At 62.0% G+C, this 26,475-nt stretch carries 13 protein-coding genes and 1 other RNA gene (1 of these 14 only partly in view); 1 reads left to right on the top strand and 13 read right to left on the bottom strand.

Translation table 11 applies throughout. The features are described from left to right. Positions 1 to 230: 230 nt before the first annotated feature. From AC1PLU_RS07275 to AC1PLU_RS07250, 6 genes are all read right to left on the bottom strand, one after another. Positions 231 to 1,280, bottom strand: a complete 1,050-nt coding sequence (locus AC1PLU_RS07275; RefSeq protein ID WP_481108072.1) for an XdhC family protein — start codon at positions 1,278 to 1,280, stop codon at positions 231 to 233. Further along, positions 1,277 to 3,484, bottom strand: coding sequence for an aldehyde oxidoreductase molybdenum-binding subunit PaoC (paoC, locus tag AC1PLU_RS07270; RefSeq protein ID WP_115040556.1), 2,208 nt, complete (start codon positions 3,482 to 3,484; stop codon positions 1,277 to 1,279). The genes AC1PLU_RS07275 and paoC overlap by 4 nt, the downstream gene beginning before the upstream one ends. 1 nt (position 3,485) lies before the next feature. Beyond that, complete coding sequence (locus tag AC1PLU_RS07265) at positions 3,486 to 4,436, bottom strand: FAD binding domain-containing protein (RefSeq protein ID WP_115040557.1); 951 nt, start codon at positions 4,434 to 4,436, stop codon at positions 3,486 to 3,488. Continuing rightward, entirely contained in the window at positions 4,433 to 5,083 is a 651-nt protein-coding gene (paoA, locus tag AC1PLU_RS07260; protein ID WP_481108481.1) for an aldehyde dehydrogenase iron-sulfur subunit PaoA, read from the bottom strand. Before paoA ends, AC1PLU_RS07265 begins: the two co-directional genes overlap by 4 nt. Positions 5,084 to 5,533: 450 nt before the next feature. After that, a non-coding RNA gene (locus AC1PLU_RS07255) (sX9 sRNA) lies at positions 5,534 to 5,609 on the bottom strand. A gap of 61 nt (positions 5,610 to 5,670) precedes the next feature. Continuing rightward, positions 5,671 to 6,678: a zinc-dependent alcohol dehydrogenase family protein gene (locus AC1PLU_RS07250; RefSeq protein ID WP_481095316.1), complete on the bottom strand. Its 1,008-nt coding sequence runs from the start codon at positions 6,676 to 6,678 to the stop codon at positions 5,671 to 5,673. A gap of 298 nt (positions 6,679 to 6,976) precedes the next feature. Here AC1PLU_RS07250 and AC1PLU_RS07245 point away from each other — a divergent pair, with 298 nt between their 5' ends. Next, on the top strand, positions 6,977 to 8,461 hold the full coding sequence (locus AC1PLU_RS07245) for a sensor domain-containing diguanylate cyclase (protein ID WP_481095315.1): 1,485 nt from the start codon (positions 6,977 to 6,979) through the stop codon (positions 8,459 to 8,461). A gap of 243 nt (positions 8,462 to 8,704) precedes the next feature. On the opposite strand, the gene AC1PLU_RS07240 is transcribed toward AC1PLU_RS07245, so the two are convergent. The 7 genes from AC1PLU_RS07240 to AC1PLU_RS07210 form a co-directional block, all read right to left on the bottom strand. Beyond that, entirely contained in the window at positions 8,705 to 10,312 is a 1,608-nt protein-coding gene (locus AC1PLU_RS07240) for an MBL fold metallo-hydrolase (RefSeq protein ID WP_481108071.1), read from the bottom strand. Between the two features lie 69 nt (positions 10,313 to 10,381). Beyond that, positions 10,382 to 11,149 (bottom strand): thioesterase II family protein, encoded by a 768-nt coding sequence (locus AC1PLU_RS07235; protein ID WP_481095313.1) that lies wholly within the window; start codon positions 11,147 to 11,149, stop codon positions 10,382 to 10,384. Then, positions 11,146 to 12,144 (bottom strand): TauD/TfdA family dioxygenase, encoded by a 999-nt coding sequence (locus tag AC1PLU_RS07230; protein WP_481095312.1) that lies wholly within the window; start codon positions 12,142 to 12,144, stop codon positions 11,146 to 11,148. Before AC1PLU_RS07230 ends, AC1PLU_RS07235 begins: the two co-directional genes overlap by 4 nt. A 107-nt stretch (positions 12,145 to 12,251) precedes the next feature. Next, entirely contained in the window at positions 12,252 to 14,666 is a 2,415-nt protein-coding gene (locus AC1PLU_RS07225; RefSeq protein WP_481095311.1) for an ABC transporter permease, read from the bottom strand. Between the two features lie 8 nt (positions 14,667 to 14,674). After that, positions 14,675 to 15,382 carry an ABC transporter ATP-binding protein gene (locus AC1PLU_RS07220; protein WP_481095310.1) on the bottom strand — a complete coding sequence of 236 codons (708 nt, stop codon included), beginning with the start codon at positions 15,380 to 15,382 and terminating at the stop codon, positions 14,675 to 14,677. A gap of 12 nt (positions 15,383 to 15,394) precedes the next feature. Continuing rightward, positions 15,395 to 16,642 (bottom strand): efflux RND transporter periplasmic adaptor subunit, encoded by a 1,248-nt coding sequence (locus AC1PLU_RS07215; RefSeq protein WP_481108070.1) that lies wholly within the window; start codon positions 16,640 to 16,642, stop codon positions 15,395 to 15,397. 143 nt (positions 16,643 to 16,785) lie between these two features. Next, on the bottom strand, positions 16,786 to 26,475 hold the 3' portion of the coding sequence (locus AC1PLU_RS07210; protein ID WP_481108069.1) for an amino acid adenylation domain-containing protein. 3,987 nt of this gene lie beyond the right edge of the window; the window shows 9,690 of its 13,677 coding nt (coding positions 3,988-13,677); the start codon falls outside the window, past its right edge; its stop codon occupies positions 16,786 to 16,788.

Genomic DNA, 26,475 nt, shown 5'->3' with positions numbered 1-26,475 from the left:
CCGAATGTGCGTGCGGGGTGACTACGTGGCGCGTGTCTGCGGCACTTGTTGGCAAGGAATGCGCGCGCCGGGGACGACGCCGCCAAACCAACCAATGCCAAATAATACATATTAGAAATAATTCAAATTAAAGCAGCCCCGTGCCTGACTAACACTCGGTGCTTCTGCCTTTTCAAGCAACCGTCAATGTTGAGCATCCGTGCACTGATCTAGCGCGGCGGCCTGTCGCCTTACGCGCTTCGCGCTGCAATACCACCAGCCAACCCACCACTTCCCACCGCAGCATCCTGCAGATCGGCGACCGCCTGCGTGGCCTCGGCGATGATGCCGAGCGCGATGGTGTGCGGCGACGAGCGCCCCATGCGCCAGCCGGCAGGCAGTCGTAACCGGGCCAACGCTGCATCGTCGTGGCCGAGCGCACGCAGTGCCTGCAGACGCGCTTCGCGTTTGTGCCGGCTACCCAGAATGCCGATACAGGCAACATTGGATGCGAGCCCACGATGCGCGACCTGCAGATCGATATCGCTGTCGTGGGCCAGGCTGTACAACGCGCTGTCTGCATCCAGCACCAGATCCTGCAACGCCTCGCTCAACGCGCGGCGATCGTAGTGTTCCGGGGCCAGGCCAGGCGGTGGTTCGCTGGGACCATGCGGTCGCAGCACGCGCAGCTCGATGCCCATCTGGCTGGCCAGGGTCACCAACACCAGCAGCGCAGGATCGGCGCCGACCAATATCAATCGCAATGGCGGCCGATGCGTGCGCAGAAATTCGCTGGCACGCACATCCTGCGTATTTGCCGGATAACGCACTGCGCCGGACTCTCGATCCAGCGCGACGTGGAACGCGCGGCGATGCTGACGCGCATTGCGCCAGCGCGCCAGATGCTCGCCCAGATCCGGTACCGTCCAGACCAGCACACCGATGCGTCCGCCACAGCTGAGCTGGATGTCGAGCACCTCGCTGCCCTCGCCATAATCGAGCCAACGCGGCTGGCCGTCGCGCAGTGCCGCGATGGCTTCGTGCGCCACCGCCGCTTCCACGCACCCGCCGGAGACGTAACCGGCCACCCGGCCGTCTGCGCTGATCGCCATCTCGCTGCCCAACGGGCGCGGCGACGAGCCTTGCACGTCGATCAGCGTGGCGATCGCCACCCGCTGCCCTGCCCGATGCCAGGCGGTGAGCGTCGGCAGCAAATCGTCGTGCAACGCATAGCTCGGCCATGCCGGCCACGCCGGCTCGGCCGGCGGCGCATGCGCGACCGGGGCCACCAATGCACTCACGCGCGCAGCAACTCGGGCATGTGCGGCAGCAGCTTGTCGAGCGTGACCGGATAATCGCGCACGCGCACGCCGGTGGCGTTGTAGACCGCATTGGCGATGGCCGCAGCGACGCCACAGATGCCCAACTCGCCCACGCCCTTGGCCTTCATCGGCGAGGACATCGGGTCGCTTTCTTCGAGAAAGATCACTTCCTGATGCGGGATGTCCGCATGCACCGGCACTTCATAACCCGCCAGGTCGTGATTGACGAAAAAGCCCAGTCGCTTGTCGACCGCCAGCTCTTCCATCAAGGCGGCGCCTGCGCCCATGGTCATGCCGCCAATCACCTGGCTGCGCGCCGATTTGGGGTTGAGGATGCGTCCGGCGGCGCACACCGCGAGCATGCGCCGGATGCGTACCTCTGCAGTGGCGATATCCACGCCGACTTCGACAAAGTGCGCGCCGAACGTGGAGAGCTGATGCGTCTTGGACAAATCACCGAACTCGATCTTGTCTTCCACCACCAACGCACCGTTGGCCGCCGCATCACCCAGCGCGATGCGCTTGCCGCCTGCGCGTACATGGCTGTCGGCGAATTCGGCCTTGGCCGGGTCCAGACCGAGTTGCTTGGCAACGGCTTCGCGCAGCTTCACCGACGCTGCATACACGCCGGCCGTCGAGCTGTTGGCGCCCCACTGACCGCCGGAGCCGGCCGATGCCGGGAAGCTGGAATCGCCCAGTCGCACGTCCACCCAATCCAGCGGCACGCCCATCATTTCCGCAGCGGTCTGCGCAATGATGGTGTAGGAGCCGGTGCCGATATCGGTCATGTCGGTTTCCACCACCACGCGCCCGCCCTGCTCCAGACGCATGCGCGCCCCGGAGGTCATCGCCGGTGAATTACGGAATGCGGCTGCCACCCCCATGCCAACCAACCAGCGACCATCACGGGTGCTGGCCGGCTTGGCCTTGCGCTTGGACCACTCGAACCGCTTGGCGCCGTCTTCCAGACACTTGACCAACTGCCGCTGCGAGAACGGACGCTGCGGGTTTTCCGGATCCACCTGGGTGTCGTTGACGATGCGGAACGTGACCGGATCCATGTCGAGCTTTTCGGCCATTTCGTCCATGGCCACTTCCAGCGCCATCAAGCCCGGTGCTTCGCCGGGCGCACGCATGGCGTTGCCTTCCGGCAGATCCAGCACGGCCAGACGCGTGGCGATCAGGCGATTGGCACCGGCATACAGCAACTGCGTCTGCGCAGCGGCGTTCTCGGCACCGCCCTCAGGCAAATCGCCGGACCAGGTTTCATGCGCAATCGCAGTGATCTTGCCATCGCGCTGCGCACCGATACGGATGTGCTGCAGGGTGGCCGGGCGATGCGTGGTGTTGTTGAAGATCAGCGGCCGCGGCAACATCACCTTGACCGGGCGCCCCACCTGGCGTGCAGCCAACGAGGCCAGCACCGCATCGGCGCGCAGGAATAATTTTCCACCGAAGCCACCACCGATATACGGCGACATCAGGCGCACGTTTTCGCGCGGAATATTCAGCGTTTTCGCCAGATCGCCGGCGCTCCAGTTGATCATCTGATTGGAGGTCCAGACGCTGAGCTTGTCGCCTTCCCACTGTGCGATCGATGCATGCGGCTCCATCATCGCGTGCGAATGGTCGGGCGTGGTGTATTCGGCATCCAGCTGCACCGGTGCGGCTGCGAAGGCGCCGGCGAAGTTACCGACTGCACTATTCGGCGCGCCGCCTTCCTTGGTGACCTTGGCGCCATCGCGTGCTTTTTCCAGATCGTAGGCGCCAACATGGCGACCGTAGTCGACCTTGATCAGCTGGCCTGCGGCACGCGCCTGTTCGAAAGTCTCGGCAACCACCACGGCGATAGCCTGGTGGTAGTGCTGAATCTCCGGCCCGCCCAGCAACTTGGCCGTGTTGTATTTGCCTTTGTCCAGCTTGCCGGCGTTCTGCGCAGTGACGATGCCCAGCACGCCGGGTGCATTGCGTGCAGCGCTCAGATCGATGCTGCGGATGGTGCCTTTGGAGATGCCTGCACCGATGACATGGCCGTAGGCCGCGCGAGCAGGCAGGTCGTGGTGTTCGTACGCATACGGCGCCTGGCCGGTGGTCTTGAGCGGACCATCGATGCGATCGACAGGCTTGCCGACAACCTTGAGTTGATCGATGGGATTGGTACCGGCGGGAGTGTCGAATTTCATATCAGGCCCTCGTGTCGGCCAGGATCGCGGTCAAGGTGCGCTCCACCAGCGGCAGCTTGAATGCATTGTGTTCGGTCGGCTGTGCGCCATCGAGCAGCACAGAGGCGATGGCACGCGCACCTTGGCGCGACTGCGCTTCGGCGGCTTCGCTGCGCCAGGGTTTATGCGCAACGCCACCCACACCCACACGTGCGCTGCCGTCGCGCTGCACGACTGCTGCAACCGACACCAATGCAAACGCATACGACGCGCGGTCGCGCACCTTGCGATAGACATGCGTCCCGCCAATCGGCTTGGGCAAGCTCACCGCGGTGATCAGCTCGCCGCGTTCCAGTACGGTTTCCAGATGCGGTGTCTTGCCGGGCGCGCGATAGAACTCGGACAACGGCACCGCACGCGTCTGCCCATCGGGGCGTACTGTTTCCACCACCGCATCCAGCACGCGCATCGCAATCGCCATGTCGCTTGGATGGGTGGCGATGCAGTCTTCGCTGACACCGATCACTGCAAGCTGACGGTTGAAACCGCCGATCGCCGCGCAGCCGCTGCCAGGCAGGCGCTTGTTGCACGGCTGATTGGTGTCGTAAAAATACGGGCAACGCGTACGCTGCAGCAGATTGCCGGCAGTGGTCGCACGGTTGCGCAACTGCCCCGAAGCGCCTGCCAGCAAGGCACGCGACAACAGCGCGTAATCGCGGCGCACGCGCGCATCTGCGGCCAGATCGGTATTGCGTACCAATGCGCCGATCCGCAGGCCACCCTCCGGCGTAGCGTCGATCGTGTCCAGGCTCAGGCCATTGACATCGATCAGGTGCGAGGGGGTTTCGATCTGCAGCTTCATCAGATCCAGCAGGTTCGTACCGCCTGCGATGAACTTGGCGCCCGGCTGACGCGCAGCCTTGGCTGCTGCATCGGCTGGCGAAGTGGCGCGCTCGTAGCTAAAGGCCTTCATGCGCGGTCTCCGGCAACATCGTTGATCGCGTCGATAATGTTGGAATAGGCACCACAGCGGCAGATATTGCCGCTCATGCGTTCCTGCAGTTCGGGAGTGGTGAGCCTGGTCTTGCCGGTGAGATCTTCAGTGACGTGGCTGGGAATGCCGCGCTTGACTTCGTCCAGCACCGCCATCGCCGAACAGATCTGGCCCGGCGTGCAGTAGCCGCACTGGTAGCCATCGTGTTTGACGAACGCGGCCTGCATCGGATGCAGCTTGCCGGGCGTTCCCAACCCTTCGATGGTGGTGATCTTGCCGCCCTGATGCATGACGGCCAGCGACAGGCAGGAGTTCATGCGCTGCCCATCGACGATGACCGTACACGCACCGCATTGGCCGTGGTCGCAGCCCTTCTTGGTGCCGGTCAGGTGCAAGTGCTCGCGCAAGGCATCCAGCAACGTGGTGCGATTATCCAACGTCAATGTCACCGGCTTGCCGTTGACCTCGAACGCAACCTGGCTCGACGCATTGGCCGGTTCGACCGCTTGACGCTGCGACATCGCATTGGCGGCAGTCGCCGCCATCGACTGGGTTGCGGCAACGCTGGCTGCCGACGCCGTGCCAGCGATCAGTACCTCGCGACGGGTCATCTTGATGTCTCTCATGGCTGGCATCTCCAACAATGCTGGCTTATTCAGTTCTTAAATAATGTGAAGCGTGGCCGGTCACAAGCGCGTGAGCATGCGGCGAGTGTGTGCAGGTGCGAATCGGCGGTGTGCTCCGATTCTAGAGCCGCTCCAGCCACGCATTGGCGGCATGGACTGCATGCGCCTATGAAGCGCGCTCATCATTTTTGGAATGCGGTGCGCGTCGGTCGAGGCGCACGAGCAGCGTGTGTGTGCGTATGTGTGCACAGCGTGTCGCAGCTTCTGCAGTGATCCGACATCTTTCTGTGCGCTGACAAGGATGACCTCATCCCTGTCAGCTGTGTGGCTGCGACGACCAGAGCATCTACGCAGCACACGCGTTTTCGTGTCTACGCTTCACCCTGATCGCCTGGCGCATTCGGGTGCACTGCGTTGGGAACATCCGGATGCGAACTATCGACCTGTAGCGGCTACCGACACGTAGCGAGCAGTCGTCAGTCGGGCGTTGACAGCGTGGAGGACACGGAGTGTCCGAGTAGTACACGCCGATTCCGCGCAGCGCCCGCGCCCGCCTGGCGGTGAGCGCAGTAGTTCGCAAGCCGCTCCTAGAACTCCAGCACGATCTTGCCCAGATGGCCGCCCGCCTGCTGCAACGCGAAGGCGTCGGCGAGATCCTCGAGCGCGAAGGCGCGATCGATCACCGGCCGCAGCGGCAAGGCGTCCAGCGCACGCACCAGTTGCTGCTGATGCGTGCGGCTGCCGACCACTAGCCCTTGCAGGCGCTGCTGTTGGCCCATCATTTCTGCAGTCGGCACCGGACCGGCGGCACCGGTCAACACGCCGATCAAGGCGATATGCCCGCCCACCCGCCCGGCGCGGATCGATTGCGCCAACGTGCCCGGCCCACCGACCTCGACCACGTGGTCCACGCCGCGTCCGTTGGTGATCTCCAGCACCTGCGCCGACCACTCGGCGTGCTGCAGATAGTTGATGACGTGGTCTGCGCCCAACGCACGCGCCTTGTCCAGTTTTTCGTCAGACGACGATGTCGCAATGACGGTGGCGCCCATCGCCTTGGCGAACTGCAATGCAAAGATCGACACACCGCCGGTTCCGAGCACCAGCACGCTATCGCCGGCCTTGAGTCCGCCATTGACCACCAGCGCGCGCCATGCCGTGACGCCAGCCGTGGTCAAGGTGGCCGCCTCGGCATGGCTGTAGCCGTTTGGGGCGTGCGTGAACGCATGCGCGGCGGCCACGACCGCAGAGCGCGCATACCCGTCCACGCCATCGCCGGGCGTGGTGGCAAAGCCCGCTTGCAACGGCTCGCCATCCAGCCACTCGGGGAAGAAGGTGGATACTACACGGTCGCCGACGGCGAATTCATCCACCTCAGGCCCGACGGCATCGACCACGCCAGCACCATCGGACATTGGGATGCGGCCGTCAGCGGTCGGCATCTGCCCCGACACCACGCCCAAGTCATGGAAATTCAGCGAGCTTGCGTGAAGGTGCACTCTGATCTGACCGCGTGCCGGCTGCCCGGGGTCGGGCAGCGCAACGGCATGTAATGCATTCAAACCTGCAGGATGAGCTAAACGAATGGCGCGCATGCGGCGCTCCTTGCTGTGATCGACGCTCGGGATAACACGCCGGGCGTTAGCCGCACGCAGTCGAGCTGGCTTTTGGCTCTGCTGTCCATTGTCGTGTTTTGTCGCAGCGTCGAGCGCGGTGGCAGCAGCCAGGCTGGACAGGGGGCGCCGTCGCACGCCAGTGCGTTTCCTCGCGGCGCATGAGGCATCAATCACAGATCGGCACGGCGTCATGGGGTGCAAGCAATTCCACGCGACGCCAACCGCTAGGCTGGCACAGCAGTTGCACTCTGCCCTGCTATCCAGACAGGTAACTTCCGTGACATCGACCAGCAAGCGGCGGCGGCAACGTGCACAACGCATTGCGTTGCACTTTGTGCTGAGCATTTCGTGCCTGCTGCTGCTTGGTTCGGAGTACTGGTCCATCCATGAAGAGCGTGCGAGCGCGCTGCGCGCCGCCGAAGCGCAATCGTTGAATCTTGCAAATTCGCTGGCGCAGCATGCCAGCGACACCCTGACGATCGCCGATGCCGTGCTGTCCGGGCTGGTGTCGCGGGTGGAGCACGACCAAAGCTCGGCAGGTGCGCGACTGGTCATGCATGACTTCCTGGTGCATGAGGCGCATCGCTCGGACCGACTGCATGGCATCTTCATCTACGCAGCCGACGGCAGCTGGGTGAGTTCGTCACTGGACAGCACGCCCAGGACACACAGCAACGCCGATCGTGCCTATTTCAAATACCACCGCGACCATCGCGATGCCTTGTCGCTGGTCGGACCGCCGGTCCAGAGCCGCTCCGATGGCAGCTGGGTGCTCACGTTGAGCCGGCGCCTCAACACGCCCGGCGGCGAATTTGCAGGTGTGGTCCTGGTCACGCTGCAACTGAAGTATTTCCAGAACTACTACAGCACCTTCGAAGTCGGCCCGAACGGCACCATCGGCATGACCAATGACGATGGCATCGTGCTGGTGCGCCGGCCCGACAAGCCGGGCGTGATCGGCACCTCGATCGCCGGCACCTCGATCTACGTCACCATGCGCGCGCGCAGGCACGCCACTGCCACCTATCGTTCGCCGATCGACGGCGTGGAGCGCATTTCCAGTTTCGCGCCAGCGCAGGCGTATCCATTGACCGTCTTGACCGGCGTCGCGGTCGATGATGCATTGGCCAATTGGCGGCAATCCGCGCGCCAGCGGATCGTGATCGCCACCTTGGGGTGCGTGTTGCTGTTGGGCGTCGGCATCTGGCTGGATCTGCAATTGCGCCGCATGCATCGCAACGAGGACAAACTCAGTTCCGAAGCCTGGATAGATGCGCTCACCGGCATTGCCAACCGGCGGGCGTTCGATCACCGGCTCTCGCGCGCCTTGCAGCAGGCGGTGCATCGACAAGCGCCCTTGTCGGTGCTGATGATCGATGTCGATCATTTCAAGCTCTACAACGACACCTACGGCCATGTAAATGGCGACGCCTGCCTGCGCCTGATCGCGGGCGCGATTGCCGGCTGCTCACGGCGCAGCGAAGACATTGCCGCGCGCTACGGTGGCGAAGAGTTCGGCATGATCCTGCCGCAGACAGATGCCGCCGGCGCACTGCGACTGGCCGATGCGATCCGCAGCGCCGTCGCCGCGCTCAGCCTGATGCACATGTCCAGCCCGACCAGCGCGCACGTCACCGTCAGCGTCGGCGCAGCGACGTTCGAGCCGGGCGAAGCGCCACGCAGCCCGGATGCCTTCGTGCACGACGCTGACTCGGCGCTGTATCGCGCCAAGCAAAATGGGCGGAACCGGACGTCGGCCTAGGCCTCAGTATAACTCGGTGCATTAGAAAATAGTTGCTACCAAGCTCAGCGAGCCTTTGCCAACAAAATGCAAAAACATTAAAAACCCACTTCCATACTGAAATTACATCAACTCCACTGCGGTTAATGGACCCACTCCATATCGATTACTCATCAATCGCTGCCGGCCTAGGCAGTCAGCTTTCGGCCAGCACAAGCTGACTGAGTAGCTCATGATTTACTCCCGGCCGGCAGCATCCAATTACTAATCCTTAGCCATTTCCAAGGTCATTTTCCCGTACAGACGCTCCGCTTCGATATTTTTTTCTCGACATACGTCAAGCATCTTTCCGGTTTGCACGATTTGCTCGGAAGACTCATCGTAATCTAGCCCCATAAAATACTTGTACCACGGCTCCATACCCAAAGCATAAAGATAAATCTGCGATGGCTTGAAGATTTCGGCAATGCTGTAAGCCTGTTCGAAACCAGATCCGTTGAGACGGCGCGACTCTTTGATTTTCTTACTAACAAGCTTAGTGTGCAGCGCACCGTACAGCCAGGTATAGGGAGCTCCAACGCATTCCATGCCGATTGCCATCACGTCCACCTCGCCGAGCCAACGGCCAATATGGCGGTACATGTTTGAATCGAGGTTAGACGAGTCGGCCCCCATAAATATTTTCTTGCCGAGCAACTCGTAGAACCAGGCGGTCTTGGAGCGCACATTGAGATCGCCGTGCTCGCCCAGGAAAGGCACGCTGACGATTCGCCCGCCTGGGACCGGCAACTCGTCCATGTCGTCCATTTCGACAACATCAAAACCGAACTGTTTCAGCAGCAGGCGCAGCGATGGATCCGACAGCGTGCCGCCGTTGTTCTTTGGCACCAGAACTTTTCCGATCTTGTGCCGAAGCTGCAGCAGCGACTCTAGATTCGCATGATCCTGATGATTATGCGTGATGCAGATGTAATCAATGTGATCCGGCAGCTGACTGAAACTAATGACCTCGTCAGAGAAGTCCGCCCCACGCGAGGCGATGACTGGATCCACGACAATCGACACCTGCGAGGTCTGCAGCAAGAATCCGGCATGCCCGAGATATTGTAGACGAACCCCGGATTCCACGGGCTGGTTATACTGCGTTGGAGGCGTTTGGGTAAACAGGCTGCGATACGGCAGTCCACCGGAAATGTTCTTGCCGGCGAACAACGCATCCAGCGAGGATTCTGCTATCGGCTGCGTCCGCGCCGAAAACACCGCATCCAGCAGCGGATCGTTATAGTCCACCTCCAGCTGCAGGCTGTCGGCGGTAGGCAGCCGTGGGGTACTCAGCACGAACGGCCTACCCCCCCGCTCGCCAAGGATGCCGAATGCGACGCTCTGCAATGACGTCTTGTAGAACGGGCTTTTGTACAACAGGCTTTCCAGCAGGCGGTACGAAGGATGATGTTCGAGGTCCATGAAAATCTCGACATAGCCCTGCAACGGCTCAGGTATCTGCGCATATAGGTGCTCGATTGATTCGCCGCTAGTATGCAGGCGCAGCAGTTCGTCGAGCTGGCGAACTGCATCGGATAGCGCCACCAGGTCCGCGTGTTGTTCGTCGATGCGGGCGACCAATGCTTTGATGTCATCGACCTGATCTTCGTTGCAGTCCAGGAACTCAGCACCAGCCATGCCTGGCTGATTCACCGCCATGATGTGCAGCTTATAGTTCTTCACGAACGAGCTCATGATCCGACGATGCGTATTGACCATGTGACGCGCACCGGTCACCGGCGGCAGCAGGTATGGCCACGCATACCACTGATTGACTAGCGGCTCGAAATACACGTCTTCTCGTAGATACAACTGGGTGTCGTTGCTCATCTCTCGCTTCCCTATGAATGCCGGAGGCCGGTGACACCGGCCGAATGTGTAGTCGGTCCGCAACCGTAGTCAGGCGATCGCTCTACCCCAAGCGTCCGGGTAATGCCCCAGGCGCATCATCACTTCGCGCACGAGCACCTCTTCGTGGGTATGGATGAAAAAATGCCCGCCGGCGATCGCCTGAAACTCGACAGGACCAGATACGCGATCCTGCCAGGCCTGGAGTCTCTCCTGTTCGATTCCGTCCTCCATGCCGTAGAAGACAGTGACCGGCATCTGCAGCATCGGCTCCGGCGTGTGGCGATAGCTCTCGGCCATTGCGAAGTCCGCGCGAAGCCCTGGCAGCATCAGCTCGAACAGTTCGTTATCGTCGAAAAGCGCAACCGGCGTGCCATCGAGCTCGCGCAGGACCTGCTTGAACTCGGCCTCACCCATGGCCGAGTACGGCCGGGTGAAAACTCGCGTCCAGGGTGCCGGACTGGCGGACAGCAGCAAGCGCTCGGGAAGCGGCCAGCCTAGCGATTGCAGGCGGCTCGCCAACTGAAACGCCACCAGCGCGCCATTGCTGTGGCCGAAGAAACAAAACGGACCTTCCTCCAGCACAGGGCCGATCGCCTCAATCAGATCGTCCACTAGAGCGTCGAGCGAGGCGAGCGGAGCCTCCAACACACGTGCGCCTTTTCCCGGTGCCTGGATCCCAATGACCTGCACCGACGGGGGCAACCGCGGCGACCAGCCCCGGAACAGATGCGCATGGCCGCCGGCGTAAGGAAAGCAGAGCAGACGCATCGGCGCGCGCGCCCCGGCAGGAAAACGGATGAACCATGGATGCTTCACAACACGGCCCCGCTGGCCTGATCGCTCTTGGCGCCGTGCAGACGCGCCATCCCCACCAACACCTGCCGGTTGCCGGAGTAGGTCTCGCGGCCATGCGAATAAAGCATGTTGTCCAGTAGCAGTAGATCATTGCGCTGCCAATCGAAACGAAGCGTGTTGCGCTCGTAAGCTGCGCGCACCGCGTCGAGGGTGCCCACATCGATTGGGGCTCCATCACCATAATAGGTATTGCGTGGCAGACCTCGTTCGCCCATCGTGCTCAGCAGTGCGTCGCGGATTTCCGGCTCCAGATTGGTGATGTGAAACAAGTGCGCCTGGTTGAACCAGACCTTGTCGCCGTTGTCCGGATGGAAGGCCGAGGCTTGGTTGACCTGACAGGTGCGCAGACCGCCCTCCAGCCACTCGAACTCCAGCTGATTGGCCTTGCAGAAGGTCTCTACATCCGACCGATCAGTGGTCTGGAACACATCCATCCACGGCACGTCGATTTCGGAGTAGTTACGCACGTACATAACCCCATTGCGTTCAAAACGATCGCGTATCGCGTCAGGAACCTGCGCATAGACCTTTCGACTGTCGCAAATCGGCGTGGCGCCTCCGGTCTGCGAAGGGACAGTGCAAAGAAAGCCGACACGCATCGCCCATCGGTTCGAATACGAATTCTCGTTGTGCTGGGGAATGATCTGGTCCGGATGATATTCGGTCGCGGTGTAGACGTTGCCGCGCAATTCGGTCCTCGGCGTGGATCTGTAGACATATTGGATCAAGTCTTCGCCGAACAGCGTCGAAAGCGCGGTGCCAAATTGCTGGCTGCCTACGAACTTCAACCCCCGTATCAGTAGCGCGCCATTCTCCAGTAGAAGCCGTTCCACGTGTTCGCAGTTCTCCGCGGCCCAGTCCGTCGCTCGCACACCTTCGCCATCCACGTTCAAGAGCAGCGGTGTGCCCTGCACATCCTGTAAATCTTCAACTCCGATACCCGCCAACCTCGTCATCGCCTTTTCTCCCTAAAAGCGCCCGGACCTGGCCGGTGCCGTCCCTTCTTGATTGTCCGCCGCAAATCACGGCTCCCCCAACTGCGCCCACGACGCCTGTGGCGCTGTCATTCGTAACGTAGTGCCGCTCCTGGTTCGTACAGCACGGCGCGACGCGTGGCGATGAAGATCGCTATCAATACCAATGCGGAGACACACGCAGCAACGCCCAGCCCGATCGACACCAGCACCCACGGCCCCACCGTCACGAATCTCGAAACCGCAAGAAGGATCGCTGCGGAGAGCAGCAGGCTGATGGCTAGGCCCACTCCAAGTTGGCGCGCCCCCTGTTTCAGGAACAGCACGATGATGTCGCGGTCACGCGCACCGATGGCGCGGCGCAGGCCGATCTCGTTGGTACGCTGCACCACGGCATTGCTGCTCAATCCGTAAATGCCTGTCATCGCCAGCAGCATGGCGAAGAGACCACAACGAACGAACAAGTCCGTCATCGTAGTGGCCATCAGCGTCAGCTGACGCAGCACTTCCTCGTAGCTGGTGATTCTGGCTGGAGCCATGTAGTGATCAATGCCGGCGACGGTCCTGTAGATCGCGCTGCGCGCCGCATCGACGTTGCCGTGGTGCCGGATCAGCACGGCCGCCTCCGCGAGCGGCACCTGAGGCAGCGGGACGTAGAGTGATGCGAAGCTGCTTGATGTAGTCTTCAGCAGGTCACCGCGACGGGCATCGCTAACCACGCCGATCACGATGCGGTCGACTGGCTCAAGACCTTCTTGCATGATACGCACACGTTGACCCAATGCGCCCGACATCGGCCACTGCGCCTTGGCCGCGCTGGCGCTCACTACCACGGTCTTCAATCCGATCCCGCTGTCGCGGCTGTCGAAGTATCGCCCTTCGATCAGACGGACACCAATCGGCTGCCGAGCTTCCGAGGCAACCACTAACGTCGCCTTGGGATAGTCGCTTTCGCGCGGATACTCGGTGCCATCTACCCCGAAACGCACTTGTCCGACTTCCTGCAATACTGCGGCGGTTTCGATCTCTGGATTGTGGCGCAGATCGGCGATCAGTCGCTCGTAGAATTGAAGCTGCTTCTGCGGGGTATTGTAGGACTCCCCGGTCAGCTCGACAGGCATGTTCAGCAGATTGGTCGTGTCGATGCCGAAATCGATACGCGCAGCGCGATAGGCGACGATCGCCATTACGCTGCCGATCACCATCACCACAGAAATCAGCACGATCTCTACGATCACTAAAATCCGCGACACGCGTCCGCTGCGCTTTCCCTGCGAGCCACGGGTGCCGTCACGCAACAACGCACTGGAATTGATGGTAGTCGCGCTCCAGGTAGGAATCACTGAGACCAGGACAATGGCCAAGCATACGAAGCTCAACGCTGACAGAACCGCCCCGGTGTCCAGACCCCAGTTCCACCAAAACGGCAGATCGCCCTGGAACGTCGAGGCGAGGAACTGATTGCTCGCATTCAGTGCCCAGCCCGCAAGCGCCAGAGCCAATAGGCCCCCGACCACGCAGATCAAGGTGCTTTCCATCATCATCTGCAGCACAAGCCGCGTGCGCGGCGCGCCCAGTGCGACGCGCACAGCGATTTCGCGGATACGCTCATTGGTACGTGCCAGCAGCATGTTGCCCACGTTGACGCAAGCCAGCAACAAAATAAAAATGGAAACCACATTCAGCACGGCGAAGACGAAGGTGCCCTCCGGACCCGTTTGCGCAGACTGAAAGGTGTCCACGCGGATGTCGTCGAGGAGCGAATCGCTGTCTTCCCGACGCGGATAGTTCTGATAGGCCGCATGCAGCAGCGTGGTCAGTTCTGCCTCGGCCTCCTTGCGCGAGACCTTCGAGAGCAAACGCCCGTAGACACTGAACGAGGAGATTCCGTACGTGGTCGGATTAAGTTCGCGCTGCGTGAGCGGCAGCCAGATCTCTGAACTGATCGGAAACAAGAAGCCCTTCGGCATCACTCCGACGATGCGCGTCGCGCGCCCGTTGATCTGCACCACCTTGTCCACGATATCCGGATCGGCGCCGTATATCGAGCGCCACATCTTGTGTCCGATTACCGCTACCGGTTCGGCACCAGACACGGCATCCTCGGGCAAAAAACCGCGTCCCAGGACAGGCCGCGTGCGCGCGAACTGAAAGATGCTCCACTCCGCGGAGGTTGCCTTGACGCTGCGGCTGGCATCGAGCTCGCTGATCACCGAACGACCGGTCTGGTACGCGGCAATCCCATCGACCGAGCGGGTATGGCGCAGTTGTGCCAGTTCAAATCCGTCGATCAATGCGGTACGGCCGTCCTTCTTGCCGAGTATTCGGACCATGGAGTCGCTGGCCGGTACTGGCAGCGCCTTGTACATCATCGTATTCAACACCGAGTAGGTATAGATACTGATCGCCAGGCCTCCGGCGAGCACAAGGATGGTCAACAGCGTGAACTGCGGCGTCTTCAGCAAAAGACGCGAGGCATAGCGCAGGTCGGATAGAAAAGACATTCCGATCCTCACCCGACCACGCGTGCCGACGAATCGGAGAGGAGACGTCCATCCAGGAGATCGACCTGGCGGCTTGCACGTGCGGCGTACCCGGGATTGTGGGTGACCAGGCAGATCGTTGAGCCTTCCGCGTGCAGCCCCTCCAAAAGTTCTGTCACCGTCTCCGCATTCTTCGAATCTAGATTGCCAGTCGGCTCGTCCGCCAGAATCAGCAGCGGACTGGCGACGACTGCGCGCGCCACCGCCACACGCTGCTGCTGGCCGCCCGAAAGCTGCGAGGGAAAATGCTTGGCGCGATGTGACATGTCGACCCGATCCAACGCATGTGCCACCATCGCTGCGACGTCCTGGGCACCGAGATCGCGTCGATATGACAGCGGCAAGGCGACATTCTCCGCCACGGTCATGTCGCTTATCAGATTAAACGACTGAAACACGAATCCGATTTCGCGGTTGCGGATACGCGCACGTTCGTCGCGGCCGATGGTGGAAACGTCGTGCTCACCGAGCACGTAGCGCCCGGCGGTCGGCGCATCGAGCAGGCCCAGCAGCGAAAGCAAGGTGGACTTGCCGCAGCCAGAGGGTCCGGAGAACGCCACGTATTCACCTCGTCTGACAATGAGGTCGATGCGGTCTAATGCGCGCGTCTCCACCTCGTCGGTAAAGAAGGATTTGCGCAGCCCCTGCAGCTGGATGAGCGGTTCGCTGTCAGACATGTCCGATGCCACCTACTTGACCGAGACTTTGTCATAACTGCTCCAGGCCGACGAGTCGGATACGATGACCTGATCGCCTGCCTGCAATCCGCTCAGCACTTCAATATAGCGTGTGGAGGCACGTCCGAACTGCACGGAACCGCGACTGGCCGCATTGCCGTCCAGGCGGTATAGCTCGACGTTGCCCTGGCTTTTGGCAAAAGGTGGCCGCTCGACGAACAGCGCATTATGCTTCTTCTCGATGTCGATAATGCCTTCGACGCTCAGGTCAGGACGCGCCTCCGGCGGCATCTTGCCAGTCAACACGACTTCGACCTTGACCACCCCGTTCGTCGCAGAGGGTGCGATGCGCGTGACGCGTCCGGGAATTTTGCTGGTGCGGGTGTCCACAAGGACAGATTGTCCGAGTGCGACATCGTTGACCTGGAAATCCTGGACGTCGAGCAAAGCAACCAGATCGTCCTGACGGGCGATTTGGCCGGCCTGCGTGCCAGCGGTCACGCGCTGCCCCAGCTGTAGTGACATTTGCTGCACCACACCGTCAATGCCGGCGCGAATGGTCAGGTCATCGATCTGCTGCTGGATCAGGTTTTTGGATTTTTCAAGTTTGGAAACCACAGCGACGTTGGCCTCGGTCGTCGCCGACAAGCTATCCTCCATGCGCCTTACGCGTTCCTTCTGGGCATCAATCTTGTGGTGGTTTTGCTCCATCACGATTCTGGATTGCTCAGCTGTGATGCGGGACACGATCTTTTGCTCGACAAGCTGCTTTTCGGCGTCGTACTTGACCTTGACGCTAAGGTAGTCCAGCTCCGCATTCTTGGCCTCCGATCGTAGGTCGGCCAGCTGGGAGCGCAACGTCGACTCCGCCGCGCGGTTCTGCTTTACTTGCGCGTCGATTTCCCACTGCGCCTGCAGCAGCTGCTCGTTCAGACGCGGATTGCTCAGGATGACCACGACGTCTCCCTTTTTTACGATCCCGCCAGCCTCGACGTTGATGCGCTCGACCAGGCCATCCACGTTCGCGGCAAGAAGGTGGATGTCCTTAGGCATCAGCACGCCGATACCGCGCACCTGCACGGAGAAGTCGCCGCGTTGCACCGTGCCTATGACGACATCATCCTTGTCTACCACGTAAGAAGCACTGCCGAAACCGGTACGTGTGAGAAACACGATCACCACCAGCGCGACGACGGCTCCCCATACCCAGCGATTGCGAAACCATTTCTTGGCACCGCCGGAGTTTCTTGCAATATCCATACTCGTGATTGACCTGGTAGTTGGCTGCCTGGAATGGCGACGCGTGTGGAAGTAAAAAAACTCCCTTTAAGTTCCGATGCCGCCGTATTTGCACGACGTTTCAGGTGGCATCGGAGTGGGCATTCATTCAAAACTTATGCAGGTCACTCCCGATCAATGCCGCCAGCTGTCAACTGACCGGCGATCAAGTCCGCCAGGCCGAATGCGTTGCCGTTCGACAGCATCGACAGATGCCCGCCATCAGCAAGGTGCACCTCGACATCCGTGCTCAGGCATACGCTGTAGTGACCGGCCAGATTGTTCGGCGATAAGCTTGCGATCGCGCCGTCACGGGCAAGAATCGATATGACCTGCCCACCGAATCGCCCGGTTGGCCGGTAGTTGCGGTGGATGGCCAGCTGGGTCCTGAAAACGTCCATTAACCCGACCGAGGCTTCTACCTGCGAGCCAGCGCTGAGCCCTTGACGTTGCAGGCGTTCTGCGAAAAAAGCACGCAAGGCCTGCTCATCGTCCAAGCTCTCCAACGACTGCGAGCCCTCCGCGTCAGCCCCGAGCATGCGTATCAGGCGACCGCTGAGTGATCGTTCTGAGCGTTGCGAATCGCGCAGGTAGATCGCACTGTCGATGAGCGCCAGTTGCACTTGGTGACCGCGCATCTCCAGCACACGAGCGACCTCAAAGGCGACGGCGCCACCGTAGGAATGGCCCGCAAACAGGTAGGGCCCCTGCGGCTGGCAGGTCAGCAACGCTCGTAGGTTCAGCTCCACCGTCTCATGCATGGAACGACTCGGAGGCAGCCGGCCATCCGTACCGCATGGATCAAGCACATGGAGCGCCAAGCGCCCCTGCAGCGCCTTAGCTAACGGCCGGTACGCAACTGCCGTAAGGCCGGCGGCGGGGAAGCAGTACAGCGGGCGGACGCCAGGCGAGGCATCCAAAGGCACCAATGGATGCCAGTCAGTGCTGCCGCCGATCACGATGTCGTCCACATGCCTTGCCAAATCGACAAGAACCGGATGGCGGAACAAGTCACGGATGTGAAGCCTTGCATCAAATCGCTCAGACAACGTCGCCATGAGCTTGATCGCGAGAACTGAATGTCCTCCCAACTCGAAAAAATCGTCGAAACGACTGACACGAGGCACGCTCATCAGGTCTGTCCATAGGTTCGAGATCACGCGTTCCGTGTCGGTCACCGGATCCGCGTAGTCACGCAATGTGACGTCAGCACGATCCGGTACTGGCAAGGCATGCCGATCAAGCTTTCCATTCGCTGTCAGCGGAAGTGCGGCAAGCGCAACGTATGCCTTCGGTACCATATAGTCTGGTAGCTCTTCTATCAACGTCTGCCGCAGCGCGGAGATATCGACGCAAGCATCGGCTTCGGTGACAAGGTATGCAATCAGGCGTTTTTCTCCGGGCTCATCCTCTCGCGCCAGTACGGCCACCTCGCGCACCCCCGGCAAACGCGCCAGACGTGCTTCGACTTCCCCCAACTCAATGCGGAAACCACGGATCTTTACTTGGAAATCGTTGCGACCGAGGTATTCGATGTCGCCCTGCGCGGTCCATCTTGCCAGGTCGCCGCTGCGATACAGCCGCCCACCCCCGCCGGTAGCGTCGAAAGGGTTGTCGACAAACCGTAGCTCGGTCAATTCCTTGCGATTCAGATAGCCTCGCGCGACACCACTGCCGCCCACGTAAATTTCTCCGACTACACCGACCGGGTTCGGTTGCATCAGCGGATTGAGGATGTAGATGGACATGCCAGGGAGCGGCCGCCCTATGACGCTGCTGCCGCAACCGAAGATGTCATCCAGGCCAAGTATACGAATGGTGACATGCACCGTGGTTTCGGTGATCCCGTACATGTTGACCAGCCTGGTGCGGCCGACGTCGTTGCGTTCCGCCCAGGTGCCGAGCATCTTCGGATCCAGCGCTTCGCCGCCAAAGATCACCGTGCGTAGGCAATGCGCTTGCGCGCTGCGCGCTTGGGCGAGGATCAGCTGACGGAATGCGCTCGGGGTCTGGTTCAACACCGTGACGCGTTCACGGCACAGCAGGGCATAGAAATCTTCCGGCGACTGCACACACTCGCCAGACACCACAACCAAACGTCCTCCATACGCCAGCGCGCCCCAAATTTCCCAGACCGAGAAATCGAACGCGAAGGAATGGAACAAGGTCCAGGTCTGGCTTTCATCCAAGTCGAGATCGCCCTCGGCCGCAGCGAGTAGGCGGAACACTTGACGATGTTCGACCTGGACGCCTTTGGGCGTCCCGGTGGACCCCGAGGTATAGATCACGTAGGCCAAATGTTCTGCATCAAGATCGGGCACGTCCGGGTTGTGTTCGGCATGGCGAGCAAGTTCGGTTTCGTCATCAAGATCTAGCCGCGCCATACCGGGCGGCAGCGATGCATGCGCTAGTCCGTGGGCAGCGAGCAATGCCACCGGCGTGCTGTCCAGCATCATCCAGTGCAATCGCTCCTGCGGATAGGCGGGATCTAGTGGCACGTAGCCGCCGCCTGCCTTGAGAATGGCAAGCACACCGGCCAGCAGGTGGGGGCCACGCGCTACGCACAGAGCAACGCGGTCATCGGGCTTCACTCCCATCGCGATCAGCGCATGGGCGACTCGGTTTGCACGGCGGTTGAGTTCGCCGTAGCTCCAATGTGAATCGCCAAACGTCACTGCAACCGCGTCAGGTCGATCGGCCGCGCGTGCCTCGAACAAACGATGTAACAACCGGTCCGCCTGACCGCCTCGCGACACGCCGCGGAGTTCCGGCAGCAGGGCATCGCGTGCGTCATCGGTAAGCAGCGGCAACGCGTTCACCGCAAGGCCGGGCTGGTCGAGCAAATGGGCGACCAGGACCTGAAAGGCGTCGGCCATGCGCTCGATCGTGCCACGCTCGAACAGGCTGGTCGCGTACACCCAGCGAATGTGGATGCCAGCCTCGGTCTCGGTCATGTGCAACTCGAGATCGTTGCGGCACTGCTGCACGTCGCCGCGCAGCGGACGCAGGTCGAATCCGGGCAGGGCAAACTGCCCTTCCTGGTGATTGTGCAAGGTGAAGCTGATCTGGTACAGCGGCGAATGGCTCAAGGAGCGCTCCGGGCGCAGCGCTTCCACCAGCATTTCGAACGGCACCTGCTGATGTGCGAAGGCGTCCAGGGTCGCCGTGCGCGTGCGGCGCAGCACTTCGATAAAGCTTGGGTCGCCTGACAGGTCGGTGCGTAGCACCAAGCTGTTGACGAAGAAGCCGATCATCGGTTCGAGCAATTTCTGCGTCCGTCCGGCGACCGGCGTGCCGATCACGATATCGGCCTCGCCGCTCCAACGCCCGATCAGCACAGCCAGCGCCGCCTGCAGCACCATGAACAGGCTGGCCTGGTTGCCCAGTGCAAGTTGCTTCAGACGGTGCAACGAGTCGATATCCAGGCGTCTGGCGACGTAGTCGCCTTCAAATTGTTGCAGCGCTGGCCGCGGCTTGTCCAGCCGCAGCCCATGTACCGGCGGCAAGTTGGTCAGGGCGTCACGCCAGAACTCCAGTTGGATCTGCAAGCCACCACCGCCTTCCAGGACGGTGCGCTGCCAACTGGCGTAGTCGCCATACTGGATCCGCAGCGACGGCAATACCGCGCTGCGGCTGCTGCTGAATGCCTCGTACAATGCAGCGAACTCGCTGCCCAGCACGTTCATCGACCAGCCATCGGAAGCTATGTGGTGCGTGGACAGCAGGAGCGCGTGCTCGTCTTGCTGCAGATGCACCAGCGTGCAACGCAGCATCGGGTCTGAGGTGAGATCGAAGACATGCGCGGCTTCTGCACGCACGATCCTGTCCAGAGCCGCCTCACGCTCGTCTGTTGCCAGGTTCGACAGGTCGTGCTGGACAATCGCTTGGGCAAGTGCCGGATGTACGACCTGCACCGACTCGCCATCCTGGATGGCAAAGGTGGTACGCAGGATCTCATGGCGTTCGACGATGACCTGGATCGTCTTGCGCACGGCCAGGGCGTCTAGCCTTCCGGCCAGGCGGACGCCGAAACGCATGTTGTACTGCGCGCTGCCGCCGCCCATCCGATCAATGAACCAGAGGCGCTGCTGCGAAAAGGAGAGCGGTAACGGGCGGCTACGGTCCACCGCTACGATAGCGGGCGCCGTGCTGGAGCCTGCGACCTCGTCGATGCGGCGCGCCAAGCCGGCGATGGTGGGGTGTTCGAACAGGACGCGGATCGGGATGTCGCGACCGAATTCCTCGGCGACATGACTGATGACCTGGGTAGCGAGCAGCGAATGGCCACCCATCTCGAAGAAATTGGTCCCGGCGCTGATTCGTTCCTGCTTGAGCACTCGCTGCCAGATCGCCGCCAAGCGTTGCTCGGTATCGCCGACAGGGGCGACGAACGCTTGCTCCATGGCGTAGTCAGGCTGCGGCAGCGCCGTCCTGTCCACCTTGCCGTTGCGATTCAGCGGCAGCGCGTCGATGGCCACGATGGCCGACGGCATCAAATAGTCCGGGACGCGCTCGCGCAGGTGCTCGCGCAACTCGCGCATGGCATGGGGCCAGCTGGCGACGGCGGGCACAACATAGGCGACCAGGCGCGGGTCGCCTGTTTCAGTGCGTACGATGGCGACCGCTTCGCGTACCTGCGCATGCGCGAGCAGGTGCTGCACGATCTCGCTCAACTCCACGCGGAAGCCGCGAATCTTGACCTGGTCGTCGGCACGGCCGAGGAATTGCAGTTTGCCTCCCGGCAGCCAGCGAACCAGATCGCCGGTGCGATAGAGCCGGCGTTCGCCGTTGTCCGGATGAACAACAAAGCGCTCAGCGGTCAGCTCAGGACGGCCGAGATAGCCAAGCGCCAGACCAGCGCCGCCCAGGTACAGCTCGCCAGAGACACCCACCGGCTGCGGCTGTCCGCATGCATTCAATATCCGCAACTCGACATTGGGCAGTGCTTGGCCAAGGGTGACTTGCGACTGCGCCACGATGTCTGCATGGGTGGCGGCCACGGCCGCCTCCGAGGGGCCGTAGGAATTGACGACGCGGCAGCGTTCGGCCCAACGCCAAGCCAGGGATTCGTCGCAGGTTTCGCCGGCAATGATTAGCAAGCGCAGCGCGTAATCCCGCTCTAGCGGCATCTGCGCGAGCAACGCCGGCGGAATGGCCGCATGGGTAATGCGCTCGCGCACCAACAGGGTCGATAGCCGTTGCACCGAGTGTCGATCGTCCTCGTTGCAGATGTGCAGGCTGCCGCCGTGGGCAAGCGCCATTAGCCAATCGAACACGCCGCCATCGAAACTGATCGAGCCGAACGCCAGCACACGGCTGCCAGGCCCGACCTCCAGTGCCTGCTGTTGGTAAAAGGCCAGGTTGACCAGTCCACGATGGGTATTAAGCACGCCCTTCGGCGTCCCGGTCGACCCGGACGTAAACACGGCATAGGCCGCCTGCGCTGGATCGAGGTGATCAGCATCCGGATTAGTCTCCGGGTATGCAGCAAGCATTGACGTGCGCAGCTCGGCATCTAGCAGTAGCAGGGTGCGCTCGGCCAGAACCGCCAACGCGTCCAGCACGCTCGCATGTGCAAGTACGTGTTCCACGCCGCCGTCGGCGAGCATCGCCTCGACCCGTTCTTGCGGATATGCCGGGTCCACCGGCAGGTAAGCCGCGCCAGACTTCAGGATTCCGAGCAGGCCGACGATCATGTCCAGCGAGCGCTCGGCGCAGAGGCCGACCAGTTGCCCTGGCCCTACGCCCTCACTACGGAGCCAGTGTGCTACGCGGTTGGCCTGAGCATTCAGTGCGCCATAGCTGAGACTTTCACCATCGCAGGTTATGGCAATCGCCTGGGGGGTGGCAGAGGCATGCTGTTCGAACAGGGCGTGGGCGCAAAGACAGGGCAGTTCCTGCCGCTGCGGGCAAGCCCATTGCTCGATTGCCGCACGATCGCCGGCAGGCAGCAGCGGCAGTGCCATTATCGGTTGCTCAGGGGTCTCGGCCATCGCCGCAAGTAAGGCCAGATAGCTTTCGGCCATGCGCTCGACCGTCGCAGCATCAAACAGGCTAGTCGCGTACAGCCAGCGGAACTGCAGGCCGTGCTCGTCCTCGGTTACGGCCACATGCAGGTCCAAGTCGATGCTGTGCGTATCGTTGGACATTGCAGTGATTGCCAGGCCCGGTAGGCTGAGCGTCTCGCGCTCATGGTTCTGCAACGCCAGCACCACCTGGAATAGCGGTCCGTGGCTGAGGTGGCGCTCTGGCTGCAACGTCTCCACCAGCATCTCGAAGGATGCGTTCTGGTGCGCGAACGCATCGAGTACCGTGCGACGCGTCCGTGCGAGCAATGTGCGCACGTCAGGATTGCCCGAAAGATCGAATCGCAGCGCGAGGCTGTTGATGAAAAAGCCGATCAGTGGCTCAAGTTCGCGCCGCGTGCGGCCGGCGACCGGCGCGCCGATCACCACGTCCGTCTCACCGCTCCATCGACCGACCAGCAGGGCCAAGCCCGCTTGTAGCGCCATGAACAGCGTCGCGTCGTAATCCAAAGCGAGGCGACGCAGGCGCTCAAGTCCGGGCCTCTGCAAGCGGCTCACCACTTTCCCGGCGCGATAGTCCTGGCGTACGGGCCGTAGCCGATCGAGCGGCAATGCATGCACCTGTGGTGGATTCGCCAGTTGCTTCTTCCAGTACTCGAGGTCACGGGCGATGACACTCGCCTGCTCTGGAGAGCGCTGCCATGCAGCGTAGTCTGCGTACTGGATCTCCAGCGCCGGAAAACTACTCGCCACGCCCTGCGCCTGGCCCGCATAGGCCGCGACGAACTCGCGTACCAACAGTCCCTTCGACCAGCCGTCGGAGGCGATGTGGTGCACGGTGAATAACAACGCGTGTTCTTGCGACGCGAGCGCGACTAAAGTGCAGCGCAGCACTGGACCGGTGGCGAGATCGAACGGCATCCGCGCCTCTTCGCGGCTCAGGCGCTGCAGCTCTGCGGCCTGAGAGTCGCCCTCGAGATGTGACAGATCGACCAGCGTGATGGGAAACGGCGCCGGCGGATGCACGATCTGTACCGCGTTCCCATTGCGCTCTGCGTAGGTGGTCCGCAGCACTTCGTGGCGTGCGACCAGCGCATCGAGCGCGCTTCGCAGCGCCGTCTTGTCCAGCGCGCCAGCGATCCGCATCGACGTCGGCAGGTTGTACTGTGCACCGCCCGCGAAGCGACTGACGAACCACAGCCGTTGCTGCGCAAGCGACATTGGCAATCCACCTTCGCGAGCTGCACGTGGAATCGGCAACTGGGCGGCCTCGGCGTGTGCATCGATACGCCGCGCGAGATCCGCCAGTACCGGCGCCTCGAACACCATCCGCACCGAAACCGCTTTGCCGGTTTTTGAGGCCAAGGCGCTCGCCATCCGCGTCGCCAGCAGCGAGTGGCCGCCAATCTCGAAGAAATTGGCTTCGATCCCCACCCTGTCGAGCTTGAGCAACTCGCGCCACACTGCGGCAACGGTCGCCTCGGTCGGCGTTCCGGCAGGGGAATGGGCGTTCGTGCCCGGTGTCGGCTCCGGCAGTGCACGGCGGTCGACCTTGCCGTTCGCGGTCAACGGGAACCGCTCCATGACCACGTACGTGCTGGGTTGCATATAGTCAGGCAGCCAATCGCGCAGTTCTGCGCGTACCGCGGCCACCACATCGTCCTGGCCGCTTTCCGCAAGCAGATAGGCAACCAGACTCCCCTCCTCCCCGCCCAGGACCATCGCTACCGCGTCCTTGACGCGCCCGCTGCGCAACAGGCTAGCCTCGACCTCGCCCAGTTCGATACGGAAGCCGCGCAGTTTGACCTGATGGTCGAGTCGCCCCAGGCATTCGATGGCACCGTCGGCGAGCACGCGTCCGAGGTCGCCGGTGCGATAGAGCCGCTCGCCGAATGCCCCGCCGAGGCCGTGACGAACGAACTTCTCCGCGGTCAGCTCTATGCGTCCGGGATAGCCGAGCGCTAGGTTTTCGCCGGCGACGCAAATCTCGCCGGGCATCCCCGGCGGCACAGGGCGCAGACATTCATCCAGGATCAGCAGGGCACTGTTGGCGATCGGCCTGCCAATGGGGATGCTGCCGCGCAGCTGGTCGTCGCCAACAATATGAAAGCTGACGTCCGACATCGTTTCTGTCGATCCATACAGGTTGCACAGCACCGCGCCGGGCACCACCGCGCGTATCCGCTTGGCGACACCGGGGCGGAGCGGCTCACCGCTGACGAACCAATAGCGCAGTCCCACTAGCAGCGTCGCCGCATCAGGTAGCTCGGTCAGCGCTCGCGCCAGCGAGGGTGCAGTGACGATGCGGGTTACGCGGTGCTCTGCGAGCAGGCGCGCAAACGCGGCCAAATCGGAAACCGTCTGCGCATCAACGATCAAAGACGGGCGACCGGCGGCCAATGGCACGGCGAGCTCCCACACGGCGCGAACGAATGCCGTGCTGGTGATCAGGCAACAAACCTCGTCATCCGCGAACGGGAACGTCTCGAGCATCCACTCCACACGATTGACCAATGCCCCGTGCGTGCCGAGCACGCGTTTGGGCTGGCCGGTGGACCCCGAGGTGAACAAAAGGTGCGAGCCATCGCCCGCACGCGGACGCGGCAACGTCGGCGTCGCCGCCGGACCCAGGCCGCTATCGGTCCCCAGCAAGATCACTTGGGCGACACCGTCGGCGCGCTCGCGCAATCGTGGCTCGACGAGCAAGACACGGACATCGGCGTCGCGCAGCATGTAGGCGATCCGCGCCTGAGGCAGGTCCGCTGCCAGTGGCAGATACACCGCACCGACGTTGAGACAAGCAAGCACGGCAACCGCGTAGTCGATACTGCGGTCGGCGAGGATGCCGACGGTCTCCCCTGGCGTGACGCCACGCGCGTGCAGCTGTGCCGCCAAGGCGCGGGCGCGGGCGTCGAGGGTGAGGTAATCGATCCGTTCCTGGTGGTGGATCAATGCGGTCGCTTCAGGTGTTGTAGCGGCCTTGGCCTGGACGCGTTCGTGCAGGCGCGCATCGTCGTAGCGGCGTCGCTCTGGCAACGCCTGCGCGACAATGGAATGTCGCTCATTCTCTGGGAGCAGCGCGTAATCCAGGATGCGCGCCTGCGGGACGGCAATCGCCTGCCGCAGCAGCTCACCGAATCCAGACGCCAGGCGCCTCACGCTGGCAGCCTCGAACAAAGAAGCGCGATAGGACCACTTCAGCAGCAACTGTCCGTCGAAGTGACGGACGTACAGGGTCATGTCCGCCTTGGACAGCGATTCGGGCGTCTCCGAACCCACCCCACTCATCTCGATGCCCTCCACAGCCAGCTGGTCTTCCTGTACCGACTCGAACACGTTGAGCAGAATCTGCACAAGCGGGTTGTAGCTCAGGCTGCGCGGGGGCTTGAGTTCTTCGACCAGGTTCTCGAACGGGATTTCCTGGTGCGCGTACGCTTCGAGCGAATCACGCCGGCAGTGTTCTAGCAACTCGTCAAAACGTGGATTTCCGCCAAGGTCGGTGCGTAGCACCAGCGTATTCACGAACAGGCCGATCATGCCCTCGAGGTCGCGATGCACGCGCCCGGCCACTGGAGTTCCCAGCACGATGTCCTGTTCGCGACTGGCACGCCCGATCAGCATCGAAAAAAGTGCACGCATCAACACGAACAAGGTGATACCGCGCTCGGCGCAGAACGCGCGCACGGCCGTCGTCTGGCTGGCGTCGAGGATTTGCAGATAGACGTTGCCAGAAAAATCCTGCTGGGCGGGACGCGGCCGATCCAGCGGCAGGCTGTGGACCCAAGGGAT

The organism is Xanthomonas sp. NCPPB 2933 (genome assembly GCF_056725225.1).
This window is presented reverse-complemented; position numbering and strand designations above follow the sequence as displayed.

What these genes read in the sequence shown, in the direction of transcription:
- paoC (WP_115040556.1), bottom strand. Translation starts at nt 3,484, where the DNA reads ATGAAATTCGACACTCCCGCCGGTACCAATCCCATCGATCAACTCAAG.
- AC1PLU_RS07265 (WP_115040557.1), bottom strand. Translation starts at nt 4,436, where the DNA reads ATGAAGGCCTTTAGCTACGAGCGCGCCACTTCGCCAGCCGATGCAGCA.
- paoA (WP_481108481.1), bottom strand. Translation starts at nt 5,083, where the DNA reads ATGAGAGACATCAAGATGACCCGTCGCGAGGTACTGATCGCTGGCACG.
- AC1PLU_RS07250 (WP_481095316.1), bottom strand. Translation starts at nt 6,678, where the DNA reads ATGCGCGCCATTCGTTTAGCTCATCCTGCAGGTTTGAATGCATTACAT.
- AC1PLU_RS07240 (WP_481108071.1), bottom strand. Translation starts at nt 10,312, where the DNA reads ATGAGCAACGACACCCAGTTGTATCTACGAGAAGACGTGTATTTCGAG.
- AC1PLU_RS07230 (WP_481095312.1), bottom strand. Translation starts at nt 12,144, where the DNA reads ATGACGAGGTTGGCGGGTATCGGAGTTGAAGATTTACAGGATGTGCAG.
- AC1PLU_RS07225 (WP_481095311.1), bottom strand. Translation starts at nt 14,666, where the DNA reads ATGTCTTTTCTATCCGACCTGCGCTATGCCTCGCGTCTTTTGCTGAAG.
- AC1PLU_RS07220 (WP_481095310.1), bottom strand. Translation starts at nt 15,382, where the DNA reads ATGTCTGACAGCGAACCGCTCATCCAGCTGCAGGGGCTGCGCAAATCC.
- AC1PLU_RS07215 (WP_481108070.1), bottom strand. Translation starts at nt 16,642, where the DNA reads ATGGATATTGCAAGAAACTCCGGCGGTGCCAAGAAATGGTTTCGCAAT.